Annotated in this window: 18 protein-coding genes; all 18 read right to left on the reverse strand. The window is 68.0% G+C overall.

From position 1 onward, the window contains the following. On the reverse strand, nucleotides 1–1,280 hold a 1,280-nt coding region (locus J2848_RS23385), incomplete at its 3' end, for a xanthine dehydrogenase family protein molybdopterin-binding subunit (RefSeq protein WP_253568725.1). 272 nt (nucleotides 1,281–1,552) lie between these two features. Continuing rightward, the gene (locus J2848_RS23390) at nucleotides 1,553–3,820 is read right to left on the reverse strand and encodes a xanthine dehydrogenase family protein molybdopterin-binding subunit (RefSeq protein WP_149232777.1); all 2,268 of its coding nucleotides are present in this window, start codon (nucleotides 3,818–3,820) and stop codon (nucleotides 1,553–1,555) included. Continuing rightward, nucleotides 3,817–4,308 (reverse strand): (2Fe-2S)-binding protein, encoded by a 492-nt coding sequence (locus tag J2848_RS23395; RefSeq protein WP_149232778.1) that lies wholly within the window; start codon nucleotides 4,306–4,308, stop codon nucleotides 3,817–3,819. Before J2848_RS23395 ends, J2848_RS23390 begins: the two co-directional genes overlap by 4 nt. After that, entirely contained in the window at nucleotides 4,305–5,618 is a 1,314-nt protein-coding gene (locus tag J2848_RS23400) for a cytochrome c (protein ID WP_211103221.1), read from the reverse strand. The genes J2848_RS23395 and J2848_RS23400 overlap by 4 nt, the downstream gene beginning before the upstream one ends. A gap of 162 nt (nucleotides 5,619–5,780) precedes the next feature. Beyond that, a complete protein-coding gene (locus J2848_RS23405) occupies nucleotides 5,781–7,187 on the reverse strand; it encodes a TRAP transporter large permease (protein ID WP_149232779.1) in 1,407 nt (468 codons plus the stop codon). A gap of 4 nt (nucleotides 7,188–7,191) precedes the next feature. Further along, complete coding sequence (locus J2848_RS23410; RefSeq protein WP_149232780.1) at nucleotides 7,192–7,836, reverse strand: TRAP transporter small permease; 645 nt, start codon at nucleotides 7,834–7,836, stop codon at nucleotides 7,192–7,194. Nucleotides 7,837–7,872: 36 nt separating this feature from the next. Further along, nucleotides 7,873–8,859 carry a sialic acid TRAP transporter substrate-binding protein SiaP gene (locus J2848_RS23415; protein ID WP_149232781.1) on the reverse strand — a complete coding sequence of 329 codons (987 nt, stop codon included), beginning with the start codon at nucleotides 8,857–8,859 and terminating at the stop codon, nucleotides 7,873–7,875. A gap of 141 nt (nucleotides 8,860–9,000) precedes the next feature. Next, nucleotides 9,001–11,727, reverse strand: coding sequence for a hybrid sensor histidine kinase/response regulator (locus tag J2848_RS23420; RefSeq protein ID WP_149232782.1), 2,727 nt, complete (start codon nucleotides 11,725–11,727; stop codon nucleotides 9,001–9,003). 81 nt (nucleotides 11,728–11,808) lie between these two features. Beyond that, nucleotides 11,809–12,891 (reverse strand): ABC transporter ATP-binding protein, encoded by a 1,083-nt coding sequence (locus J2848_RS23425; protein ID WP_149232783.1) that lies wholly within the window; start codon nucleotides 12,889–12,891, stop codon nucleotides 11,809–11,811. Beyond that, nucleotides 12,888–15,077 carry an ABC transporter permease gene (locus J2848_RS23430; RefSeq protein ID WP_149232784.1) on the reverse strand — a complete coding sequence of 730 codons (2,190 nt, stop codon included), beginning with the start codon at nucleotides 15,075–15,077 and terminating at the stop codon, nucleotides 12,888–12,890. Before J2848_RS23430 ends, J2848_RS23425 begins: the two co-directional genes overlap by 4 nt. A 108-nt stretch (nucleotides 15,078–15,185) precedes the next feature. Beyond that, the gene (locus tag J2848_RS23435; protein WP_246193993.1) at nucleotides 15,186–16,235 is read right to left on the reverse strand and encodes an ABC transporter substrate-binding protein; all 1,050 of its coding nucleotides are present in this window, start codon (nucleotides 16,233–16,235) and stop codon (nucleotides 15,186–15,188) included. A gap of 166 nt (nucleotides 16,236–16,401) precedes the next feature. Continuing rightward, nucleotides 16,402–17,151: a response regulator gene (locus J2848_RS23440; protein ID WP_149232785.1), complete on the reverse strand. Its 750-nt coding sequence runs from the start codon at nucleotides 17,149–17,151 to the stop codon at nucleotides 16,402–16,404. 39 nt (nucleotides 17,152–17,190) lie between these two features. Further along, nucleotides 17,191–18,111 carry an NAD(P)-dependent oxidoreductase gene (locus tag J2848_RS23445; RefSeq protein ID WP_149232786.1) on the reverse strand — a complete coding sequence of 307 codons (921 nt, stop codon included), beginning with the start codon at nucleotides 18,109–18,111 and terminating at the stop codon, nucleotides 17,191–17,193. A 47-nt stretch (nucleotides 18,112–18,158) separates the two neighbouring features. After that, on the reverse strand, nucleotides 18,159–20,051 hold the full coding sequence (locus J2848_RS23450) for a TRAP transporter large permease (protein WP_149232787.1): 1,893 nt from the start codon (nucleotides 20,049–20,051) through the stop codon (nucleotides 18,159–18,161). Between the two features lie 163 nt (nucleotides 20,052–20,214). Next, nucleotides 20,215–21,255, reverse strand: a complete 1,041-nt coding sequence (locus tag J2848_RS23455) for a TRAP transporter substrate-binding protein (protein ID WP_211103222.1) — start codon at nucleotides 21,253–21,255, stop codon at nucleotides 20,215–20,217. A 95-nt stretch (nucleotides 21,256–21,350) separates the two neighbouring features. Beyond that, nucleotides 21,351–22,364, reverse strand: a complete 1,014-nt coding sequence (locus tag J2848_RS23460; protein ID WP_211103223.1) for a transketolase family protein — start codon at nucleotides 22,362–22,364, stop codon at nucleotides 21,351–21,353. Next, nucleotides 22,361–23,218, reverse strand: coding sequence for a transketolase (locus J2848_RS23465; RefSeq protein WP_149232789.1), 858 nt, complete (start codon nucleotides 23,216–23,218; stop codon nucleotides 22,361–22,363). The genes J2848_RS23460 and J2848_RS23465 overlap by 4 nt, the downstream gene beginning before the upstream one ends. Before the next feature lie 25 nt (nucleotides 23,219–23,243). Beyond that, nucleotides 23,244–23,993, reverse strand: a complete 750-nt coding sequence (locus tag J2848_RS23470) for an SDR family NAD(P)-dependent oxidoreductase (protein WP_149232790.1) — start codon at nucleotides 23,991–23,993, stop codon at nucleotides 23,244–23,246. Nucleotides 23,994–24,194: the final 201 nt, after the last annotated feature.

Consider the following 24,194-nt stretch of genomic DNA (forward strand, 5'->3'; position numbering starts at 1 on the left):
GCCGCCACCAAGTTGCGGCGGATGACGTCGAGCGGATCGAGCCCCAGCTCCGCCGCCACCCGGTTCATCAGCCGCTCCAGCCCGTAATAGAGCTGCCCGCCGCCGAAACCGCGGTTGAGGCCGGTCGGCGTCTTGTTGGTGACGACGATGCGGTTGGTCACCGCCAGGTTGGGAATGTCGTAGGCGCCGGTCAGGTTGCCGTGGTTGCGGTAGAGCGAGGCCGGTTCCGGCGCCCGCAGATAGGCGCCGCAATCCTCGGTCTGTTCCATCCACAGCGCCAGCACCCTGCCGTCCGGCTCCACCGCCGCGTCGATGCGCATGCGGCGCGCGGTGGCAGAGGTGGCGGCCATCAGATGCTCCAGCCGGTCCTCCACCCACTTCACCGGCCGGCCGGAGACGCGGGCGCACAGTCCCATCAGCACGACATAGGGGAACACCGCCTGCTTGTTGCCGAAGCTGCCGCCGGAATGGGGCGGCGTTTTCAGCCGCAGCCGCGACCCCGGCACGTTCAGCGCCTTGGCCATCACCGGATGGACGGCGAACGGGCCGGAGAAGTTGGACAGCACCTCGTAGGCGTCCTCGGCCCCGTCGTAGTCGGCCAGGACGACGAAGCATTCCATCGGCGTGCAGGAGTTGCGCGGATACTCGACCTCGACCGACACGGTGCGGGCGGCACGGGCGAATGCGGCCTCGGGGTCGCCGTAACGGAAACTGCGGCTGTTGACGAGGTTGGATCCCACCGCCGGATGCAGCGGCTCCGATCCGTCCTCAAGCGCCTGGGCGATCGAGGTCACCGGCGGCAGCGGGCGATAGCGCACCTCGATCCGGTCGAGCGCGTCCTCTGCCAGATAGCGGCTGTCGGCCAGCACCACCGCCACCGGTTCACCGACGTAACGGACGCGGTCGATGGCGAGGCACCAATGCTCCATCGGCGCGCGCACGCCGACCAGGAAGGGGCTGGCGAAGCGCCTGGCGTCGGCCCCGGTGACCACGGCGGCGACGCCGGGAACGGCCAGGGCGGCGGCGGTGTCGATCCCCAGCAGTTCGGCATGGGCGTGAGGCGAGCGCAGGATCGCGGCGTGCAGGGTGCCGGGCTTCACCGGCAGATCGTCGGCATAGCGGGCGACGCCGGTCAGCAGGGCGGCGTCTTCCACCCGCGGCATAGAACGGCCGACAAAAGCCGACGCACCGATCCCCGCTTCACCCGGCAGCCCATTTGTCCGATGGCCGGCGGCCTGCTGACCCGCCGCTCCATTCCAAACAGTCTGTATCACCGTCATGTCGGCCCTCCCATTGCGGGAAGCCTAGGGGAACGGGCGGCGAAAGCCTTTACCGTGGAGTATCACGATTTATCTTTGGGTCTGATTTTCAGCAGGGAAGAGCTTGTCGGGAGAGCCACCTCCTTGCCGGCTCCAGGGCGTCGGGTTCGGGAGCCCCTGTCGATTCATACTTCCCAAGTTTTCCGGAGCCGCGCCGGATGTCCGAGAAGGCGTTCAATGCGGTGATCCATGAAGCCACCCTTGCATGCAGGGTCTTCATGGCTGTTTCCCCTCTACACAGGTCCGAGTGCGGCCTTGAGCCGGTCGGGGCTGAGCGGCATGTCGCGCAGGCGCACGCCGGTGGCGTCGGCGATGGCGTTGGCCAGAGCGGCGGCGGACGGTCCCTGCGCCGCCTCGGCGGTTCCGAGGAAAGGGACACCGGGCCGGTCCATCACCACCACTTCGATTGAACCCGGTACATCGTCGAAACGCAGGATGGGGTAGCTGCTCCAGTCGAAGCTGGCGCGGCGGTCTGCGGCGAAGCGCACCGCTTCCCGGCCGGTCCAGCTGAGCGACTGGACCAGCCCGCCCTCGATCTGGTTGCGCAGGCCGTCGGGGTTGGCGGGCTGGCCGCAATCGACGGCGGCGACGGCACGGCGGACCAGCGTCCGGCCGGTCTCGCGGTCGACCTCTACCTCCAGCGCCACCGCGCAATAGGCACCGAGATTCTTGTAGCGGGCGAAGGCCATGCCGCAGCCGCTCCGGCCGTCGCCCCTCGGCCGCTTCGACCAGCCGAAACGGTCGGCAGCCGCCTGCATGACGTCGCGCGCCCGCTCGTCCCGCATATGGTCGAGACGGATGGCCAGCGGGTCGATCCCCGCCCCGGCGGCCAGCTCGTCCAGCATGCTTTCGATGGAGAAGACGTTCAGATGCGCCCCCAGCGACCGCAGGGCGGAGACGCGCGCGGGCATGTCCTTCAGGAAATGATAGACGACATGGGTGTTGGCGAAGCTGTAGAGCGGGTTGGAGTTGCGGCTGCCGTCGCCTTCCGGCATCGGGATCGGTTTGCCTTCGGGAACGGGAAAGGGCGGATCGGCCTCGTTGCCGGCCAGGACGCCGCCGGCCCCGACCGGGCGGTTGTTGTGCGGATTGCTCCAGACCGCATGGCGCCACGACACGATGCGGTTATCGGCGCCCAGCGCTGCCTCCAGCTCCGTCATCATGCCGGGGCCGAGCGGTTCCCAACCGAACTCCTGCTCGCGCATCCATTGCAGACGGATCGGCCGGCCTGGCACCGCCCTGGCGATCACCGCCGCGTCGGCCGCCGCGTCGTCGGCGCCGTTCTGGCCGTAGCAGCCGGCGCCTTCGGCATGGATGGCGTGGACCTTCTCCGGCGGCAGGCCGAGCAGTTCGGCGACCACGCGATGGACGTCGAAGGTACCCTGACTGTGGGTCCAGACCGTCATCCTGCCCTCCATATACTGGGCGATGGCGCAGGACGGGCCGATGGAGCCATGGCTGATCCAGGGGCGGGTGTAGCGTGCCCTGACGCTGTGGACCGCCGGCCCCGCCGGTTCGCTGGTGTCCATGATCGGGATGTCGCGGGCCGGCATCGCCTTCAGCGTCGCCACCACGGCATCGCCGGTGCCGTCAGCCGGTAGAGGCGATGCCGTGCGCTCGTAGGCCGCCCGCTGCAGGTGGCGCATCGCCTGGATCGCCGTCCATTGCCTCTCCGCCACCACCGCCAGGAAGCGGCCCTGCCGGACGATCTTCACGACCCCCGGCATGCGGGCGACGGCGTCGATATCGGGCGATTGCAGACCGGTGCCGACACTGGGCCCGCGGACGACGCGGGCATGCAGCATGCCGGGCAGGCGCATGTCGTGCAGATAGGCGGCCCCGCCGGTCAGCTTCGCCGGGATGTCGACCCGCGGCAGTTCCTGGCCCAGCGTGCGGTAGTCCGATGGCTTGCGCAGCGGCGCGTCGGGCACCGCCTGCACATGCAGCGACAGCCTCGCCGCCACTTCGCCGTAAGGCAGGGTCCGGCCGTCCGGAGCGCGCAGCCTGGCGTCGCCGCCGGTGGTCACCTGATCGGCCGGCAAGTTCCAGACCCGCGCCGCCTCGGCGGCCAGCAGCATCCGCACATTGGCGGCGGCGTTCTGGATCGCCGTGCCGCTGTCCTGCATGGAATGGCTGCCGGCGGTCAGTCCCTCGTCCGGTGTCCGTTCGGTGTCGGCGGTGACCAGGGTGATGGCGGCGGGCGGGATGTCCAGTTCTTCCGCCGCGACCTGGGTCAGGGCGGTGCGGATGCCCTGGCCCAACTCCACCTTGCCGGTGAAGACGGTGACCCGGCCGTCGGCCTCGATGCGGATCCAGGCGTCGAGCCAGGGCGTCGATTTCAGGCTGCCTTTCAGGTCGGGGGCCACCACGGCCGGTCCGGTACCGCCCTCGCCGCCGCCAGCGAGCTGGGCGAAGGCCTTGGGCACGAGCGCGAAGGACACCACCAGGGCGCCGCCGGTCAGGAAGCTGCGGCGGGAGAGGGGTGACAGGACCGGGCTCATGGCCGCACCTCCTGCGCCGCTTGGACGCCCTTGCGCATGGCGACGGCGCGGCGGACGGCGCGCAGGATGCGCATATGGGTGCCGCAGCGGCAGAGGTTGGTCTGCATATGGGCGCGGATTTGCGCCTCGTCCGGATCGGGGACGCGGTCCAGCAGGGCCTGGGCGCGCATGATCATGCCGGCGATGCAGTAGCCGCACTGGGCAGCCTGCTCCTTTTCAAAGGCCTGTTGCAGCAGGCCGGGAGCTTCCGCGCTGCCCAATCCCTCCACGGTGCGGATGCGGCGGCCGGCGACGGCGCCGACCGGCGTCAGGCAGGAAAAGGCCGGCTTGCCGTCGATGTGCACGGTGCAGGCGCCGCATTGGCCGAGCCCGCAGCCGTACTTGGCGCCGTTCAGCTCCAGGTCGTCACGCAGCACATAGAGCAGCGGCGTCGACGGGTCGACCTCCAGCGCATGGTCGGCGCCGTTGACGGTGAGGGTGACGGTCATGGCTGGGAGTCCTCCTTGCGGACCGTGGCGGCTGCCGTTTCCAGCGAGGTCCAGGCCGGGCGGTCGCTGAAGCGGGACCGCAGATAGGCGGCGAGGTCGGCGACCTGCGCGTCGGTCAGGCTCGCGGCGAAGGGCGGCATCGCGGGGCCGGCCGGTCCGGTGGGCGCGTGGATGCCTTGCAGGATGGCGCGGATCGCATTGTCGGGCCGGTCGAGTTGCAGGGCGGTCACCGTCGACAGGCCGGGACGGCCCTGGGTCATCATCGGTGCGCCGCTCTCGTGGCAGCCGGCGCAGGCCCCGGCGAACAGCGTAGCGCCGGCCGGGCTCGCCTTGGCCGCTTCCGCGGTGCGGTCCGGAGGCGATGGTGTTTTCGGAGCGGCCCTGGGACGGTCTGCCGATAGCGAGGCGATGTAGGTGGCGATGGCGCGGACATCGGCTTCCGGCGCGCGGGACAAACCATGCACCACCGGCCCCATCGGCCCGGCGGCGGCGCCATGACGGCCGTCGATGCCGGTGCGCAGATAGGTGAACAGGCTGTCCGCCATCCAGGGTATGGCGGCCGGGCTGGAGCCGTTCAGCGCGGGCGCCACCCAGCCCTCGGCCACGCCGCCGGAATAGGCGCTGTCGCCCGTTTCCTCGGCTCCGGCCAGATTGCGCGGGCTGTGGCAGCCGCTGCAATGGCCCAGCCCCTCGGCCAGATAGGCCCCGCGGTTCCATTCCGCGTCGCGGTCCGGTCGCGGTGTGAATTCCTCCTGATGCAGGAACAGAAGTTTCCAGCCGGCCAGCAACGGGCGGAAGCCCAGCGGGAAGATCAGGTCGTTCGCCTTGGCCGGCGCAGAGGCCGTCGGACGGGTCATCAGGAAGGCGTAGATCGCGTCGAGATCCCCGTCATGCACCCGGCGGTAATGGTCGTAGGGCAAGGCGGGATAGAGATGACGGCCGTCACGCGACACCCCGTCGCGCATGGCGCGCTTGAAGGCCTCCTTCGACCAGCCGCCGATCCCGCCCTCCGGATCGGGTGTGATGTTGGTGGAATAGAGCGTGCCGAACGGCGTCGCCAGCGCCCGGCCGCCGGCGTAGGCGACACCCCCGTCGGCAGTGTGGCAGACGATGCAGTCGCCGATCGTGGCCAGAGCCGCACCGCGCGACACCAGTTCCGGCGGGAAATCGGCGGCTTTGGGCGTGGGAACGGCTGGCAGGTCGCTTCGATAGGCGATTCCCAGGAACGCGCCGACGCCGGCAAGGCTGGCCAAGGCGCCAGCGACCGCCCATCTGCCCATCGCCCTGCCGGCCCATCGGGTTCGTTTCATGCTGCACCTCCTCTGGTCCGCCGCATGCGTTGCAGGCTGCGGATAACTCCAGGGAAGGTGCCGGAAGGTGCGGCAGTCGTATTGAAGAATGGGCGCAGGTTTTTTTGAACGAAACCTGCACGCCCCTACGCCTTTGGTCCAGCGGCCTGCCCGGCAGCCTTCCTATCTGCCGAGCCCCATTGCCCTCGGCAACCACAGCGTGATCTCCGGCACATAGGTGATGGCGATCAGGGCGGCGAAGAGGGGAACCAGCCAGGGCAGGATCGCCATGGTGGTCCGCTCCACCGACAGTTTCGCCACGCGTGCCAGCACGAACAGCACCATGCCCAACGGCGGGTGCAGGAGCCCGATCATCAGGTTCAACACCATGACCAGACCGAAATGCAGCGGATCGATCCCCAGCTTCAGGACGATGGGCAGCAGGATCGGCACCAGGATGGTGATCGCCGCGATGGTGTCGATGAAGCAGCCGACGAACAGGATCAGCAGATTCGCCAGTAGCAGGAACACCCATTTGTTGTCGGTGAAGCCGAGGATGGTGTCCGACATGATCTGCGCCGCCTGGCTGGCGGTCAGCAGCCAAGCGAAGATCGACGCCGCGGTGACGATGAACAGCACCGAGGCCGTCGTCTCCACTGTGTCGAGCGTCGCCTTGGCAAGCGACCGCAGCGTCATGGAGCGGTAGCGGACCAGTCCGAGGAACAGCGACCACAGCACCGCGGCGACCGCTGCCTCCGTCGGGGTGAACCAGCCCAGCGTCATGCCGCCGATCAGGATCACCGGCGTCATCAGCGCCATGACGGCAGAGAAGTCGAAGTGCCAGTCCGCCGCCAGCAGCACGAGGAGGGCGATGGAAATTGCCCAATTGACCGAGACGCCGGCCTGAGTCATCAGCCACACGGCCAGCGGGAAGCACAGCACGACAACGATCTCGACCGACGCGGCGCCCAGCCGGCGCCAGTCGAAGACCATGTCGCTGCCCCACTGGTTGCGCCGGGCATGGATGGCAACGGTCGCCATCATGAAGACCGTCATCAGCACGCCGGGGATGACGCCCGCCAGGAACAGCGCGCCGATCGAGACGTTCGCCATCATCCCGTAGATCACGAAGGGCAGGGACGGCGGAATGATCGGTCCCAGCGTGGCGGAGGCGGCCGTCACCCCGACCGAGAATTCCGTCGAATAGCCATGGTCCTTCATCGCCTTGATCTCGATGGTGCCGAGACCGGCGGCATCGGCGATGGCGGTGCCGGACATGCCCGAGAAGATCACCGAGCCGATGATGTTCACCTGCCCCAGGCCGCCGCGCATCCAGCCGACCAGCGCAATCGCGAAGTTGTAGATGCGACCTGTTACCCCGGCGATGTTCATCAGATTGCCGGCGAGGATGAAGAAGGGAACGGCCAGCAGCGGGAAGCTCTCGGCCCCCGCGATCATCCGCTGGGCGAGCACGAGGTCGGGCACCGAGCCGCTGACCAGGATGTAGACCAGGGAGGCCGCCGCCATGGCGACCGCCACCGGCAAGCCCAGGAGCATCAGGCCAAGGAAGGAACCGATCAGGATCCACATCCGCTTACACTCCCGTTCCATCGAAGGCTTCCGGCTTTTCCAGCACCGAATAGCCGCGGCGCCAGTTCACGATCGTCACCTGCAGCGACCGCACTGCCATCAGGGCGCAGCCGGCCAGAACGGAGTAATAAAGGATGCCTTTGGACAACTGGACGGTGACCATCATCTCGTCGCCGACCACCTCGCTCAGCCGCCACATCAGGTGGGTCAGATACATGAGGAAGGTCGTGCGGATCACGTCCACCAGGGTGGAAAACAGCCGCGCCGGCCCGTCCGGCAGAAACCGGTAGAGGATATCCACCTGGATGTGGCGTGACAGCCGCACGCACATCGCCGACCCGACGAACACCAGTGCCACCAGGCAGTAGGAGGCGATCTCCTCCGTCCAATTCAGCGAGTCGTTCAGGACGTAGCGGGTGAAGAATTGCAGGAAGACGGCCCCCGCCATCAGCCAGAACAGGGCGACGGTGGCCCAGTCCTCGATGGCGTAGTGGGACAGGTCGGCCGGAGGAGAATCGTCCTCGAAGGAGTGGGCAAGCTCCTCCGGCGAGATCTGGATGTGGTGTTCCTCTTGACCGTGGTGCTGTTCGGCGGGCGGCTGTTGGAGGCCGGCCCCACGCGGAACCGGCTGCTTTGCGTAGCTCGTCATGGGGCCCCTCTGGCGCGTGGGATGGCAGGTGGCGCGTCACTGAAGCGCCTGGATCGCCTCCCAATCCGACTTGCGGTAGCCGGCACTCTCAGGCGTTACCGCCTTCATCACCGCGTCCTTGAAGACCGCCTTGTCGACCTCGGTGACGGTCAGGCCCTTCTGGCGGAAGAACTCGACCAGTTCCTTCTCCTTCGCCTGGATCTCCGTGGTGGACCGGGCTGCCGCCTCCTGCGTCACCTCGGTGAAGATCTGGCGATCCTCTGGCGACAGCTTGGCCCACAGGCTCTTGGAAATGATGGTGTTCAGGCTGTCGATGATGTGTCCGGTGAGGACGATCTGCTTCTGCACCTCGAAGAACTTCTTGGCCTCGATGGTGGTCAGCGGGTTTTCCTGGGCATCCACCGTGCCGTTTTGCAGGGCGAGATAGACCTCGGCGAAGGCGATCGGCGTCGGGTTGGCGCCACAGGCCTTGGGCATTGCCAGATAGGCCGGCGCATCGGGCACGCGGATCTTCAGCCCCTTCATGTCCGCGCAGGTCTGGATCGGCTTGTTGGAGGTGGTGTGGCGCATGCCGTAATAGGTCAGGGCGACGATGTGGTTGCCGGTCTTCTCCTCGTACCCCTTGGCGAGAGTCTTGAAGACGTCGCTCTTCGCATAGGCCAGCAGATGCTGCGGATCGCGGAAAATGTAGGGGTAGTAGGTGACGCCGATCGGCGGATAGCTTCGCGCCGCGAAGCTGGAGCCTGAGATGATCATGTCGACGGTACCGAGCGTCAGGCCCTGGTTGATGTCCGCTTCCTTGCCGAGCTGCGAGGCGGGGAACACGTCGATCTGATACCGGCCGCTGGTCCGCTTGGCGATCTCCTGCGCCGCCCAGACCGACTGGGTGTGGAAGGGCTCCGACGTCTCGTAGACATGTGCCCATTTCAGCTTGGTCTGGGCCTGGGCCGCAGACAGAACGGTGAACGGTAGGGCCATCAGCACGGCCAAGCTCAAGGCCGCGCGACGAGTGCTGGTCACCATTGGCGTTCCTCCCGATTGTTGGGCATCTCCGGTTGTCCGGGGAGCCTGGGAGGCATGCGGTTTCTCAGCTGGCCATCCCAGCTAATATATCAACAGCCGATTGTTCGCCACGCAAGCCATTTCGTTGCGGTGCTGAGGACATTATCCAACTGGTGCGGCTCCTCGGGCTGCCCCGCTCCCCTGAACGCCACCGCCGAGAATGTTCCGGATCTGGGCGGCCAGCAGGGGCTTCTGGTAGGGCTTTTGAATGAAGTGAATGTCGAGCGGCAGGCTGGCGCTCTCCACCAGGAAATCCCGCGCGTAACCTGAGCAGAAAAGAACCTGGAGCGACGGCTGCCGGGCTTTGGCGATGGCGGCCAGGGCAGGGCCGTTCATGCCGCCCGTCAGGATGACGTCGGTGAACAGCAGGTCGAACGCCGTCCCGTTCAGCAGCGGCAGTGCATCTTCCGCCGAGGCGGCCGGCACCGCCCGGTAGCCTAGCGCCGTCAGCATGTCGACCGTCGTCAGGCGGACGGCGGGATCGTCTTCCACCACCAGGATGTGCTCGGGACCGCCTTCGACCGGACCGGGGTCACGCGGCAGGGCCATCGTCTCTGGCAGCATGCGGGCGCGCGGGAAGGCCATCGTCACCAGGGTGCCGATGCCGGCCTCGCTCTGGATGTCGATCTTGCCGCCCGACTGGCGGACGAAGCCGTAGACCATTGACAGGCCGAGCCCGCTGCCCCGTCCAAAGCGCTTGGTGGTGAAGAAGGGCTCGAACACGCGGGACAGTACGGCGGGCGGCATGCCGGCACCGTCGTCGCGGACCGAAAGAACGATGGCATCGCCGCCATCCTGCCCGACTGCCTGTTTGGCGGCTTCCGTGGCGATGACGATGGTGCCGCCCCCGGCCAGCGCGTCACGGGCATTAACGACGAGGTTGAGCAAAGCGTTCTCCAGCTGGCCGGGATCGACCAGGGCCGGGGGCAGACCCGGCGTCAGCGCCGTCTTTAGGACGATGCCGCCGCCCAGCCCATAGGCCAGCAGGTCGAGCATCCCGTCCACCAGCTCGTTCAGGTCGACGGCCTGCGGCTGCAGCGCCTGCTGCCGCGAGAAGGCGAGCAGCCGCTGGATCGTCGTGGCGCCCCGTTCGGCGGCGTCGAGCGCCCGCAGCGCCTTGCCACGGACCGGATCCTGCTCGGGCGTTTCGTCGTGGATCATCTGGAGGTTGCCCATGATCGCGGCGAGCAGGTTGTTGAAGTCGTGGGCGATGCCGCCGGTCAGCTGCCCCACCGCTTCCATCTTCAGGGCGTGGCGGAGCTGCTTCTCGATGTCCTTGCGCTCGGTCAGGTCGGAGTAGGTGGTGATGAAGCCGCCCGACGGCATCGGGCTGCTGTGCAGTTCCACCACCCGGCCGTCAGGGAAGTGATGCTCGCAGCGGACCGCCTGTTCGGTGCGCAGCCGGGTCAGTGCCTCCAGATCGACGCTGCTGCCGTCGAGCATGCGGATGCTGACGCCGCGCCGCAGCAGGCTGCGTTGCAGTTCCAGAAGATCGCGCCCGGCGACCTCGGCCGGGGTGAAGCCGTTGAGGTCGAGGAAGCGCGGATTCCAGGTGACCAGCCGACCCTTCTCGTCGAACACCGACAGTCCGTCGTTCATGTTGACGAACACGGCTTCCAGCATGCGCGAGTTTTCGCCCAGCTTGCGGGCCAGCGCGTCGCGCTCCGCGACATTCTCCTTGAAGACGCTGAAGGCGCGGGCGAGGTCGCCAATCTCGTCCGGCCGGCCGGTGGCGGGGACGGTCACCAGCCGGTCGCCGCCGGCCAGTGCAGACATTGCCCGCGTCACCGCGCGCAGGTTGCCGGCAACGTCGCGCATGACATAGACCGCCGCCGCGATGGCCGCCAGCGCACAGAGGGCACCCAGGGCGAGGATGCTGGCCTTGCCCGAGGACAGAGCGGAGAAGGTCGCATCGCCGCGGCTGCGCGCCGCCGTCTGCATCGCGCCGGTGACGCTCTCGACCTCGCGGTTGAGCTGGACCGACAGGGTGTTGGCGGCGGCCACCAGGAAACGGCTGCGCTGCTCGATCCCGAGCTGGCGCGTGCGGATGTCGAAGACCGCTGCCTGGGTGTCGAGCACGGTCAGCAGCTGGTCGAGCGAGGGGGCCATGATCGCCAGCGCCGGGGCCCCGGTGTCGATTGCCTGCAGGCTCTGTCGGTCGGCGTCGAAGCCGGCGGACCAGCGGGAGAGGTCGGCCGGGTTGGTCGTCGTCAGCCCGGCGGAGACGGCATCGCGCGTGCGGTCGGCCAGCCGCAGGACCGAGAAGGGCAGGGGTGGCGTCCCGGTTCCCTCAAGGTTGGGAAAGCCGGGATGCTCGAAGGTCTTCGCCGCCGCCCCGGCCAGCGTCTCGCCGAGGATGCGCTGGCGTTCCAGCCCGAGCCGGATCGCCGCCGCCTCCGCCCGCACGGCGATGGCCTCGCCGGTGACGTCCATCAGGTTGCGCAGCGTGCCGTCGAGCCTGCCGGCGAGCCGGACCAGCGATGGTACGTCCGACGGGACATGCAGTGAGGCGCGCTCCAGCCCTGGCAGCCGGTTGACCAGCCCGGTCAGGTCGGCGAGCTTGAGTTCGAGCTGGCTGCGTTCCTCGTCCAGGCCAGGCGTCGCCTCGATGGCGGCGATGAAGGGTGCGCGGGCAGCCAGCCCGGTGCTCAGCTCCGCCATCCGCATCGCCAGCGCGATGTTGCCCAGCCCGTCGCGCTGGAGGGAGAGTAGGGCGCGTTCCGTCTCCCCCAGCCCGAACCAGCCGACCCCGCCGACCGCCGTCGTCAGGACCACCATGGTTCCGAAGGCGGCGAGCAGCCGGCCGCGAACGCTAACGGGGGACAGCATGCGTCTGACCATCGGCTTGGAGGCTAGCGCCGGCCACCCCGCCAGCGCCAGCGGGAAAAGCGCCAGTCAGGGTGTGACGGGTCAGCGTGCAACGGCGGCGATGCCGTCCCCGGTAAAGGTCGCCAGTGCGCTGGCGCCGGCCGGCACCGGGTTGGCGACATTCGGATCGACCACGAACAGGTCGCCGAACTCGCTGGTCAGCCCATATTCCATGTGCGAGCCGAGATAGGTCGCCTTGCGGACGGTGACCGGGATGCCGTCGCCACCGCCGGCACCGCCGCTCTCGCCAGCCCGCAGGCGGATCGCATTCGGCCGGACAGCCAGAAGCACCTCGCCAGTCGGCAGACCGGGATCGGGAACCGACAGAGTCAGCCGGCCGAGTGCCACCGTGGCCATTCCACCGCTGCAGCCCACCAGTTCGCCGTCGATCAGGTTGGCGCCGCCGATGAAGTCGGCGACGAAGCGGTTCTTCGGCCGCCGGTACAGCTCGTCCGGCGTGCCGGTCTGGGCGATCACCGACCTGTTCATCACAATGATGCGGTCGGAGACGGCCAGCGCCTCCTCCTGGTCGTGGGTGACGTAGACGGAGGTCAGGCCGAGCTTCTGCTGAAGCTCGCGGATGTCGTCGCGCATCTTGCGACGCAGCTTGGCGTCGAGGTTGGACAGCGGCTCGTCGAACAGCAGCACCTCCGGCTCCAGCACCAGGGCGCGGGCGACGGCGACGCGCTGCTGCTGACCGCCCGACAGCTCGCTCGGCAGGCGCTGGCCGTAGCCGCCGAGCCCGACCAGCTCCAGCCCCTCGGCCGCCTTGGCGGCGGCGTCGCGCTTGCGCATGCCGCTGACCACCAGACCGTAGGCGACGTTGTCGGCCACTGTCATGTGCGGGAAGAGGGCGTAGGACTGGAACACCATGGTGACGTTGCGGTCGGTCGCCGGCAGCCGGGTGACGTCCTTGCCGCCGATCAGGATCGTGCCGCTGCTCGCCATCTCCAACCCGGCGATCATGCGCAGCGTGGTGGTCTTGCCGCAGCCGGACGGCCCCAGCAGGGTGACGAGGGTGCCCGATTCGATGGCGAAGCTGACATCGTCCACCGCCGCAGTGTTGCCGTAGCGGCGGGAAACGTTGCGGAACTCGACGCCCGCGGGCTTGCTGGCGATGCTCATACCGGCTTCTCCTGAAGCGTGACGGGGGTGGCGGTGCGGCGGCCGATGCGGCGCTCGCCGACAAGCAGCTGGATCAGGGCGATGACGACCGACATCAGCACGATCAGGGCCGAGCTGTAGGCGATGGCGAGGCCGAAATCGCCCTGTTCGACGCGGCCGACGATGTAGGCGGTGGCCAGCTCGTATTTCGGGCTGACCAGGAAGATCACCGCGCTGATCGAGGTGATGGCCCGCACGAAGCTGTAGACCAGCGAGGCGACGATAGCCGGGCGCAGCAGCGGCAGGATGACCCGGCGGATCGTCTGCACGCTGCCGGCCCCCAGCGTCAGCGAGCATTCGTCGAGGCTGCGGTCGATCTGCGACATGGCGGCGACGCCGGCCCGGATGCTGACCGGCATGTTGCGGAAGACGAAGCACAGGATCAGGATGGTGATGGTGCCGGTCAGCTCGATCGGCGGCTGGTTGAAGGCGAGGATGTAGCTGATGCCGATCACCGTGCCGGGGATGGCGAAGCTCAGCATCGTCAGGAACTCGAAGGCGCCCTGGCCCTTGAAGCGCTGGCGCACCAGCAGGTAGGCGGTCAGCAGCCCGACGGCGGCGGTCAGCGGGGCCGACAGGGCGGCGACCTCGATGGTCGTGAACAGCGAGCCCCAGGCCCGGCCCGACCAGATCAGCCCGCCCGGACCCCAGCTGAGGTCGAAGGCCGCCAGATAATGGCGCAGCGTCAGGCTGTTGTTGCGTCCCCAGTTCTCGGTGAAGCCGCCGAACAGGATCAGGCCGTAGAGCACGAAGGTGAAGGCGGCCCAGGGCAGGGCGGTGGCATAGGCGGCGATCCTGATGCCGCGTGGGAGCTGCAAGGGGATGCCGTTGTCGCCCTTGCCGCCGACCGTCGCGTAGGATTTCTTGCCGAGCCATTGCCGCTGTACCCAGAAGGCGCCCAGGCACAGGCAGAGCAGGATGATGCCGAGTGCGGCGGCGCGGCCGGGGTCGTTCTGGGCGCCGACGACGGCGAAGTAGATCTTGGTCGACAGCACCTCGAAATTGCCGCCGAGGATCAGCGGGTTGCCGAAATCGGCCAGGCTCTCGATGAAGCTGATGAGGAAGGCATTGGCGACGCCGGGACGCATCAGGGGCCAGGTGACGGTGCGGAAGGTGACCCAGCGGCTTGCCCGCAGGGTCTGCGCGGCCTCCTCCAGCGACGGGCCGATGCCCTGGACGACGCCGATCATCACCAGGAAGGAGATCGGCGTGAAGGCCAGCGTCTGGGTCAGCAACACGCCGGGCAGCCCGTAGATCCAGCGCGAGGCCGGGATGCCGAACCACTCCGCCAGCGCCAGCGTGACGGTGCCGTTGCGCCCGAACAGCAGGATCACGGCGAGGCTGATGACGAAGGGCGGGGTGATGATCGGCAGGACAGTCAGCACGCGCAGCAGCTTCTTGGCGCGGAAGCCGGTGCGCACCGCCACCAGGGCGAAGGCAAGGCCAAGCAGGGTAGTGGCGATGCCGGTCATCACCGCCAGGAAGACGCTGTTCCACACCACACCGCAGGACTTCGCCTCGGTCAGGCAGGACAGGCGCCAGATGTCGGGGGCGGCAAGGCGTGTCCACAGCGCCGCGGCCGAGAAGCCGCCCGTGCCGGTGTCGCCGGCGCCGCTCAGGACATAGGCGACTGGCAGGAAGACGAAGGCGGCGATGGCCGCCAGCACCAGCCCGATGGCGCCCGCCGTGAAACGGTCGCCCTTCATGAAGCCCAGGCCGGCGAAGCCGTTGGTCATCAGGAACAGGAAAGACAGCGAGGTGAGCGCCGCCCCGGCACCGAAGCCCCCTTGCCCGAGCGGCAGCGGGCCGAACAGGGCGCCGAGCCAGGGCCAAGCCCAGCCGTTGAGGCCGATGGCAAAGCCCTGGGCCGCGACCCAGGCCAGCCCGAAGGCTCCGCCGGCGAGAAGGATCGTCGGTTGCCGGCTGCGGAGTTGGGGCAGGATGGTGGCGGCGAGCGCCAGGAGCAGCGGCAGGGCGACCGGCAAGAGCCACCAGCGCCCGCTGGTCAGCCCGTCGATCAGGGCGGAGCCGGCCGGACCCGGCGAGGGTGGTGCAATTGCGGGCTGGGTGCCGCTGCCGGCGAACCAGGGCAACAGGGCGAATCCCACCCACCCCAGCGCCAGCCAGACTGCTGAACGAGGACGCATCACTTCACCTGCGGATTTTCATGGTCCGGGCATGGCCGCCCCTTCCCTCCTCCTGGACGGAGGAGGGCGGCGACGGATGTCCTGATCGGTGGGAAAGGCCGGGAGCGCTTAGCGGGCGACGGCCTTGATCTCGGTGTCCCAGCGCGACAGCAGGCGCTTGCGCTCCTCGGCGGTACCGTATTTCTGGAAGTTGTAGTCGATCATGCGGATCGCCTCCAGCTTCGGGGCTTCCGGCGGGATCGCCGCCTTGCGGTTGGACGGCATCTGGAACTGCTTGGTCTCGGCGCCGGTGGCCTGACCTTCCGGCGACAGGGCGTACTCGTAGAAGGCTTTGGCGGCGTCGAGGTTCTTGGTGCCCTTGATGATGCTGACCGAGCCGATCTCGTAGCCGGTGCCCTCGCAGGGGGCGGCGACATCGACCGGGAAGCCGTTCACCTTCTGGTTGATGCCGTCATGCATGAAGATGATGCCGACCAGCGTTTCGCTGCGCGCGACGGCGGCGGCCGGGGCGCTGCCCGACTTGGTGTACTGGTTGACGTTGTCGTTCAGCTTCTTCAGGTAATCGAACGCCCCATCCTCGCCCAGAACCTGGACCAGGGTGGCCAGCGCGGTGTAGGCGGTGCCTGACGCGTTGGGGTTCGCGATCTGGATCTCGTCCTTGAACTCCGGCCGCAGCAGGTCGGCCCAGCATTTCGGGGCGTTGATCTTGCGCTTGGCCAGAAGCTCGGTGTTGTAGACGAAGCCCAGCGCGCCGGCATAGATGCCGACACTGCGGCCCTGCGACTGCTTGTATTGGCTCTGCGCCCAGGGCTGGAGGTCCGCGAATTGCGGGCTTTCATAAGCGAGTGTCAGCCCTTCCTCGGCAGCCTGCAGATGCGGGTCGCCGGGGCCGCCCCACCAGACGTCGGTCTTCGGGTTGGCGGACTCGGCGCGGATCTGGGCCAGCGCCTCGCCGGCGCTCTTGCGGCTCATGGCGACGGCGGTGCCGGTCTTCTTCTCGAAGGCGACGGCGATCGCCTTGCACCATTCCTCCTGCACGCCGCAGAGCACGGTGAGCGAGCCTTGCGCCTTGGCCGGGGCCGCCGTCAGGGCGATCACCGATCCGGCCGTCAGGATGCCGAGGCCGACGGACTTGAGCCAGTTGCCAGCGGATGTCACGGAACACTCCTCCCAGGAGTTCGGGTTGCTTTTTGACAACCGCGCTTTTGTTCGGGCGCGTTTGTTCGCCTTGCCAGCATAAGCGGCCCGGGTGAACGGCGGATTTCACGCTTCCAGGGAGTGGCTGTAACTTTGTTAACGGAACCTGGCCCGAGGGGGTGGGCGGTCAGTGGCCGAACGCCTCTATATCGCAGTCGAAGACATAGCCGAGCCCGCGCTCGGTGCGGATCAGCCAGGGCTGCTGCGGGTTGCGCTCGATCTTGCGGCGCAGGCGCAGGATCAGGACGTCGATGGTCCGGTCGAAGACATCGTCGCGGTCGTGATGGGTCAGGTCGAGGATCTGGTTGCGGCTGAGCACCCGGCCATGGGCGCGGACCAGCGCCACCAGCAGGTCGAACTCGGCCACCGTCAGCGGCACCGGCTTGCCGGCCGGGTCGAACAGACGCCGGCCATCCTCGTCCAGCGTGAAGCCGGCGAAGCGGTAGCCGCGCTTGCAGGGCGCCGGGGCCGGAGCGCTCTCGCGCGCGGTGCGGCGCAGGACAGCCTTCACCCGCGCGATGAATTCGCGGTTGTTGAACGGCTTGACAATGTAATCGTCGGCACCGACCTCCAGCCCCATGATGCGGTCGATATCGTCGCCGCGGCCGGTCAGCATGATGATCGGCACATCCATGGTGCCCCGAACCTGCGCGGCGATGGAGATGCCATCGCGGTCCGGCAGCCGCAGGTCCAGCACGATCAGATCGAGCCGGCCGGCGCCGAGCACCGCCATCAGCGCCGCCGCGTCGGGACAGCGGATCGTCTGGTACCCTTCGCCGGTCAGCAGGTCGGTGACCATCTGGAGGACCGCCGGATCATCGTCGACGACCCCGATCGTCAGACGCCTGCCGCCATTCGGTGACGTGTTCGATGACATCCTGCCCGCCCGCTGATGAGGGCGCAGGATCGCATTCCTTCATGCCTGGATCAACCGGTCCGGCGGCTCCGGCCGGGACTCCTGATTCGTTCCATTGAGCGCGTGATAGCTGCGGATCACCTGGCTATCGTCCGTCGTCCCCTCGCCACGGCCGGAGGTGGCGAGGAACATCTGGTGGGCGACCGCCGCCAGCGGCAGCGCCGCCCTGGCATCGCGGCCGGCCTCCAGCACGATGCCGAGATCCTTGACGAAGATGTCGACGGTGCTGGTGATCTCGGGATCGGCGTGCAGCATGCGCGGACCACGATCCTTCAGCATCCAGCTAGATGCTGCGGAGCCGCTCATGATCTCCAGCAGGATATCCAGATCGACTCCGACCTTGGCGGCCAGTGCGAAGGCTTCGGCCACCACGGCGATGTGGACGCCGCAGAGCAGCTGGTTGACGGTCTTCACCGTGGCGCCCTGGCCCGGCTGTCCGCCGACATGGAAGACCTTGCCCCCCATCGCCGCCAGCACCGGGCGCACCCGCTCCACCACGGCGACCGGCGCCGCCGCCATGATCGACAGGCTGCCGGCGACCGCCCCCACCACGCCGCCGGACACCGGCGCGTCGACGAAGCGGCGGCCCGCCGCCTCCACCCGCGCTGCCAGGGCCGTTACCGCGCCCGGTGGGCAGGTCGCCATCAGGATCACCACCGATCCGTCCGGCAAGGCCTCCAGCGCGCCATCGGCGAGCAGAGCCTGTTCGGCCTGGGCGGCATTCACCACCATCAGCACCAGCGCATCGGCACCGGCCGCCGCCGCCGCCGCGGTGGCCGCCGGCCTGGCACCACGTACGGCCAGCGCGGCGACACTGTCGCTGCGGACATCGAATCCCTGAACGGTGAAACCCTTGGCCAGCAGGTTGTGCGCCATGGGCATTCCCATGGAACCGAGGCCGATGAATCCGACGGTCGTCATTGTTCCGATGTCCTTAAGAGCGGAGATTGGGCGCGGAAAGATGCGGGTCAGCCGAGGAAGCCGATCGACACCCAGGGCACCGCCGCGACGATGATCAGCCCGACGGCCAGTGCCGCCAGATAGCCCAGGATGGGTTTCATGCCTTCGTCGGGGCTGATGCGGCTGATGGCGCAGGCGGCGTAATAGCCGACGCCGAAGGGCGGAGCGAACAGGCCGATGCCCATCGCCAGGATGACGATCATCGCGTAGTGGACCTCGTGCACGCCGATCTGCCGGGCGATGGGGAACAGCAGCGGGCCGAACAGCACGATGGCGGGAATGCCCTCCAGGACGCTGCCCAGGATGATGAAGGCGACGATGGACACCGCGATGAAGACCGGCACGCCGCCGGGCAGCTCGCGCATCGCCGTGGCCAGGGTGTTGGAGAAGCCCGACTGGGTCAGCGCCCAGGCCATGCCGGTGGCCGCACCGATGATCAGCAGGATGGCACCGGACAGGGCTGCGGTCTCGACCAGCATCGGATAGATGCGGCGCCAGTTGAACTGGCGGTAGACCAGCAGCCCGGCGATCACGGCATAGACGATGCCGATGGTCGACACCTCGGTCGCGGTCGCCACGCCTTCGATCACCGCGGCGCGGATGATGAAGGGCAGGGCGATGGCGGGCAGGGCGATCAGGAACGCCTTGCCGATCTCGTTCCGGCTGGCGCGGCGGACATGGGACAGGTCCTCGTCGCGGTAGCGCCACCAGACCAGACCGGCGAGCGCCAGCCCCAGCACGATGCCGGGCAGAAGCCCGCCGGTGAACAGGGCGGCGATGGACACGCCGGTGACCGAACCGATGGTGATCAGGACCAGGGATGGCGGGATGGTTTCCGTCTGGGCGCCAGTGGCGGACAGCAGGGCGACCAGATCGCCGGGCTTGGCGCCGCGCGCCTTCATCTCGGGGAACAGCACCGGCGCCACCGCCGCCATGTCGGCCGCCTTGGAGCCGGAAATGCCGGACACCAGATACATCGCCCCGATCAGCACATAGGACAGGCCGCCGCGCACATGGCCGAGCAGGCTGGCGAGGAAACCGACCATGGCGCGGGCCATGCCGGTCATCTCGATCAACTGGCCGAGGAAGACGAACAGCGGCACCGACAGCAGGATCAGATGGCTCATCCCCTCGTCCATGCGGCCGACCATGACGATGGCCGGGGTCGAGGTGGCGAGCGACAGGTAGCCGAAGGTGGCGAGCCCGAAGGAAAAGGCGATCGGCAGGCCGAGGAACACCATCACCCCGACACCAAACACAAAGAAGAGCAGCAGATTGAGGTTGCCGAGCCCGGCGAAGATCGGACCGGCCAGCACCGCGGCGCCGATTGTCGCGGCCACGGCCAGGGCCGCCCACAGCACGTCGGTGGCGCGGCCGACGCGGGCCAGCCGCAGCAGGGCGACCGAGATCATCAGGACAATGCCGACCGGCAGCGCCGCGGCGCGCCAGGAATTGGCGATGTCGAGCGCCGGGGTGGTGACCCACACCTCTTCCGAGGCGAATTCATAGGCGGGCTCGGCCATCAGTAGCAGGAAGGCCAGCGCCGCCGTCATGGCCAGCACGTCGAGGAAGGCCTGGGCGCGCGGCCCCAACATGCCGACCAGCGCCGTCATCCGCATATGCTCGCCCCGGCGCAACGCGACGACCGAGCCGAACATGGCGAGCCAGAGGAAGAGGATGGAGGCCAGCTCGTCCGACCAGATGATTGGGCTGTGGAGGAGATAGCGCCAGATGACGCCGACCAGCAGCACGCCGACCTCGGCGAGCACCAGCAGCGCCGCCGGAAGTTCGACGAGGAGTCCGATGCCCTGGTCAAGCTGGCCGAGCCAGCGGGCATGGATGCCGGACGGTTGTCCGGCACCTTGAGCGACGGTCGCCGCCGCATTGATGGGAGTGTTCATGAGGCCAGCCCTTCGGAAGGACGATCGGTGGACGGGACGGCCGACCTGGATCCGCCGCCCCTGAAGCCGGTGCCATTCGAACCGGGTTCAGGGCGGGGGCGGGGATCGGCCGGGTCGCAATCGACGGCAGTCTCAATGGACGGCAGTCTCAGCCCGGGCGGTCTCAGCCGAGCTTGCCGGACACCTTCTCCAGCAGTTCCCAGGCGGTGGCGCCGTACTTGTCCTTCCACTCCGCGTAGAAGCTGGTCGAGGACAGCGCCTTGCGGAACGGCTCGCGGTCGACCGTGTGGAAGGTCAGCCCCTTGGCAGTCAGGTCCTTCTGAAGGCTGTCGGTCAGGGCGGCGATGTCGGCGCGCTGGTCGTCGGCGGAGCGGTCCAACTCGCGGCCGACGATTCCCTGGACATCGGCCGGCAGCTTGGCGAAGGCGCGCTTGTTGCCCAGCACCCAGTAGCCGTCCCAGACATGGCCGGTCAGGCTGCAGGTCTTCTGCACCTCGTACAGGCGGGCGGTGGCGATGATCGCCAGCGGGTTCTCCTGCCCTTCCACCACCACGGTCTGGAGCGCCGAATACAGCTCGTTGAAATTGATCGGGGCGGGAGCGGCGCCGATGGCCTTGAACAGCGAGGTCAGCGCCGGCGCCGGCGGCACCCGCATCTTGAAGCCCTTGATGTCGTCCGGCGTCCGGATCACCCGGGTGGAGGAGGTGACGTGGCGGAAGCCGTTGTCCCAGATCTTGCCGAGCGTCATGATCGGCGTCTTGGCGATCTCCGCACGGATGTGGGTGCCGAGATCACCGTCCATTGCCCGCCAGACGGCGTTGTAGTCGTTGAAGGCGAAGCCCATGCTGGTGATGCCGGACACCGGGACGAAGGTGGCGAGGATCAGCGAACTGAGATTGAAGATCTCGACGCCGCCGTTGCGCACCTGACCCAGCAGATCGGTGTCGCTGCCCAGCTGGTTGGCCGGGAACAGCTTGATGTCCAGCCGGCCGGAGGTCGCCTCGCGGATGCGGTCGATCGCCTCCTGGGCGCGGATGTTGACGGGATGTGTCGGGTCCTGGCCGGTGGCGTACTTGAACTGGAACTCGGCGGCGTCCGCCGGGTGTTTCAGGATGGTGACCAGCGGCAAGGAGCCGGCGGCGGCCAGAACGGCGCGGCGGCTGGGACGGAACGAGGTCGCGCGGAAGGGCGGCATCTTGAGCATGGTTTCCTCTCCGGAATTCTATGGTTCGGCTTTTTTTGGTGGCAGGGACCAGTGGCAGGGGTGGGGAGGCGGCCTCCCCGCCCCCGCCATGGCACTTACAGCCAGCCCTTGATGCTGGCGGCCATCGCGTCGGTGGAGATGCCGTAGAGGTCGTGCAGGGTCGGCAGGGCGCCGGCCTTCAGGAACTCGTCGGGCAGGCCGATCTGGCGGAAGACCGGGGCGACGCCGGCGCGCAGCAGGGTGCCCGCCACCGCCTCGCCCAGCCCGCCGATGACGGTGTGGTTTTCCGCAACCACCACCATGCGGCCGGTGCGGGCCGCTTCGCGCAGGATGGCTTCGGTGTCGAGCGGCTTGATGGTAGGGACGTGCAGCACGGCGACGCCGACCTTGTCGGCTTCCAGCCGCTGCGCCACCTCCAGCGCCCGCATCGTCATGATGCCGGACGAGATGACCAGCACGTCCGCGCCGTCGCGCAGCAGCTTGGCCTTGCCGAGTTCGAACCTGTAGTCGTACTCGTCCAGCACCAGCGGGACGTTGCCGCGCAGCAGCCGCATATAGACCGGGCCGTTGTGCGCGGCCATGGCGGGCACCACCTGCTCGATCTCGTGGGCGTCGCAGGGGTCGATCACCACCATGTTCGGCATGGCGCGGAACAGCGCCAGATCCTCGGCCGCCTGATGGCTGGGCCCATAGCCGGAGGTCAGGCCCGGCAGGGCGCAGGCGATCTTGACGTTGCGGTTCTCCTCGGCGATCGTCTGGTGGACGAAGTCGTAGGCCCGGCGCGAGGCGAAGACGGCGTAGGTGGTGACGAAGGGCATCATGCCCTCATGCGCCATTCCCGACGCCGCCCCCATCAGCAGCTGTTCGGCCATCCCCATCTGATAGAAGCGGTCCGGGTAGGCCTGGGCGAAGATGTGCAGGTCGGTATATTTGGCGAGGTCGGCGGTCATGCCGACGATTTCCGGCCGCCGCTTCGCCAACCCGACCAGCGCATGGCCGAAGGGAGCCGGCTTGGTCCGCTGCCCCTCCGCCGCGATCGAGGCGATCATCGCGGAGGTCTTCAGGCGCGGCTTGGAGGCGGTGTCGGTGCCAAGGGTGGCGGTGCTCATGCGGTCCTCCCGGCGTCGAGCGCGTCCAGCGCCAGCTGCCATTCGTGCGCGTCGACGCGGATGAAGTGGTTCTTTTCGCGGGCTTCGAGGAAGGGCACGCCCTTGCCCATCCTGGTGTCGCAGACGATCATCCGCGGCTTGGGCTCCGGGTGGGACTTGGCGGCGTCGAAGGCGGCGACCACCGCATCCATGTCGTTGCCGTCGACGCGCTGGACGAACCAGCCGAAGGCCTCCAGCTTGTCCACCAGCGGCTCGAACGCCATCACCTGGGTGGACGGGCCGTCGGCCTGCTGGTTGTTGACGTCGACGATGGCGATCAAATTGTCGAGCTTGTAATGGGCGGCCGACATGATGGCCTCCCAGACGGAGCCTTCGTCCAGTTCGCCGTCGGAGAACAGGGTGTAGACGCGGCTGGCCGAGTTCTTGCGCTTCAGCCCCAGCCCGATGCCGACCGCGATGCCGAGGCCGAGGCCGAGCGAACCGCCCGACATCTCCATGCCCGGCGTGTAGGCGGCCATGCCCGACATCGGCAGGCGGCTGTCGTCGCTGCCGTAGGTTTCCAGCTCTTCGGCCGGGATGATGCCGGCCTCGATCAGGGCGGCGTAGAGCGCGATGGCGTAATGGCCGTTGGACAGCAGGAAGCGGTCGCGCTCCTCCCAGTGCGGGTCCTCGGGCCGGTACGTCATGGCGTGGAAGTAGGAGACCGCCAGCACGTCGGCGATGTCCAACGCCTGCCCGATATAGCCCTGGCCCTGCACTTCGCCCATCAGCAGGGCATTGCGGCGGATGCGGTAGGCGCGTTCGGCCAGTGGCACATTGTGCCCCAGCGGGGTGGTGTCGATTGCGGTGTCCACGGGAGGTGTCTCCAGCATTTCGGGATCAGTGGATCAGCATGCCGCCATTGACGTCGAGCGTGGCGCCGGTGACGTAGGAGGACAGCTCGGACGCCAGGAACAGGCAGGAGCGGGCTACGTCGTCAGCGTCGCCCAGCCGGTTCAGCGGGATACCCTTCAGGATTTCCGCCCGCAGTTCCGGGGTCAGCTTGTCGCCGGTGATGTCGGTCTGGATCAGGCCGGGCGTGACCGAGTTGACGCGGACATTGTCCGGGCCCAGCTCGCGCGCCATCGCCTTGGCGAGACCCAGAACGCCGGCCTTGGCCGCGCTGTAGTGCGGACCGCCGAAGATGCCGCCGCCGCGCTGCGCCGACACCGACGAGATGCAGACGATGGACCCGGACTTGCGCTCCCGCATATGGGGGACGACGGCCTGGCTCATGTAGAGCGTCCCGCGCAGGCTGACGTCGGTCACCGCCTCGTAGTTCTTCGGGCCGATGTCCATGAACTTCAGCGGCTGGGTGATGCCGGCGTTGTTGACCAGCACGTCGATGCGGCCGAACTCCTCGACCACGCGGGCCGCGGCGGCGAAGCACGCCTCCCGGTCGGTCACGTCGCAGGCGAGGCCGCGATGGGCTTCACCCAGTTCGGCGGCGGCTTCGGCAGCCTGGGCACCGTCCAGGTCCAGGATAATCGCGCGCCCGCCATGCAGCGCGAAGAGCTTGGCGGTCGCCCGGCCGATGCCACGGCGCGACGCTGCACCGGTGATCACGCAGACCTTGTTGGACAGCAGCATGGTCGCTTCCTCTTTTTGAAGCAGGCTCCGCCGTGGCGGCTTTTCGGGTGCCGCGACGAAGCATCGAAATTGTTGGGGGTTTGTTGGCTACTGAGTGTGTTTGCCGTGATCGGCTGATGGTTTGTTCAGCCGATCGTTGAGGAGATATTATGATCTTGAGGTGAGCCTGACAAACGAATAAGATCACCAATAGATGAGGTA

Origin of the sequence: Azospirillum lipoferum, assembly GCF_024170005.1 — a bacterium.
Lineage (GTDB): Bacteria > Pseudomonadota > Alphaproteobacteria > Azospirillales > Azospirillaceae > Azospirillum > Azospirillum lipoferum.

What these genes read in the sequence shown, in the direction of transcription:
- J2848_RS23390 (WP_149232777.1), bottom strand. Translation starts at nt 3,820, where the DNA reads ATGAGCCCGGTCCTGTCACCCCTCTCCCGCCGCAGCTTCCTGACCGGC.
- J2848_RS23395 (WP_149232778.1), bottom strand. Translation starts at nt 4,308, where the DNA reads ATGACCGTCACCCTCACCGTCAACGGCGCCGACCATGCGCTGGAGGTC.
- J2848_RS23400 (WP_211103221.1), bottom strand. Translation starts at nt 5,618, where the DNA reads ATGAAACGAACCCGATGGGCCGGCAGGGCGATGGGCAGATGGGCGGTC.
- J2848_RS23405 (WP_149232779.1), bottom strand. Translation starts at nt 7,187, where the DNA reads ATGTGGATCCTGATCGGTTCCTTCCTTGGCCTGATGCTCCTGGGCTTG.
- J2848_RS23410 (WP_149232780.1), bottom strand. Translation starts at nt 7,836, where the DNA reads ATGACGAGCTACGCAAAGCAGCCGGTTCCGCGTGGGGCCGGCCTCCAA.
- J2848_RS23415 (WP_149232781.1), bottom strand. Translation starts at nt 8,859, where the DNA reads ATGGTGACCAGCACTCGTCGCGCGGCCTTGAGCTTGGCCGTGCTGATG.
- J2848_RS23420 (WP_149232782.1), bottom strand. Translation starts at nt 11,727, where the DNA reads ATGCTGTCCCCCGTTAGCGTTCGCGGCCGGCTGCTCGCCGCCTTCGGA.
- J2848_RS23425 (WP_149232783.1), bottom strand. Translation starts at nt 12,891, where the DNA reads ATGAGCATCGCCAGCAAGCCCGCGGGCGTCGAGTTCCGCAACGTTTCC.
- J2848_RS23430 (WP_149232784.1), bottom strand. Translation starts at nt 15,077, where the DNA reads ATGCGTCCTCGTTCAGCAGTCTGGCTGGCGCTGGGGTGGGTGGGATTC.
- J2848_RS23440 (WP_149232785.1), bottom strand. Translation starts at nt 17,151, where the DNA reads ATGTCATCGAACACGTCACCGAATGGCGGCAGGCGTCTGACGATCGGG.
- J2848_RS23445 (WP_149232786.1), bottom strand. Translation starts at nt 18,111, where the DNA reads ATGACGACCGTCGGATTCATCGGCCTCGGTTCCATGGGAATGCCCATG.
- J2848_RS23450 (WP_149232787.1), bottom strand. Translation starts at nt 20,051, where the DNA reads ATGAACACTCCCATCAATGCGGCGGCGACCGTCGCTCAAGGTGCCGGA.
- J2848_RS23455 (WP_211103222.1), bottom strand. Translation starts at nt 21,255, where the DNA reads ATGCTCAAGATGCCGCCCTTCCGCGCGACCTCGTTCCGTCCCAGCCGC.
- J2848_RS23460 (WP_211103223.1), bottom strand. Translation starts at nt 22,364, where the DNA reads ATGAGCACCGCCACCCTTGGCACCGACACCGCCTCCAAGCCGCGCCTG.
- J2848_RS23470 (WP_149232790.1), bottom strand. Translation starts at nt 23,993, where the DNA reads ATGCTGCTGTCCAACAAGGTCTGCGTGATCACCGGTGCAGCGTCGCGC.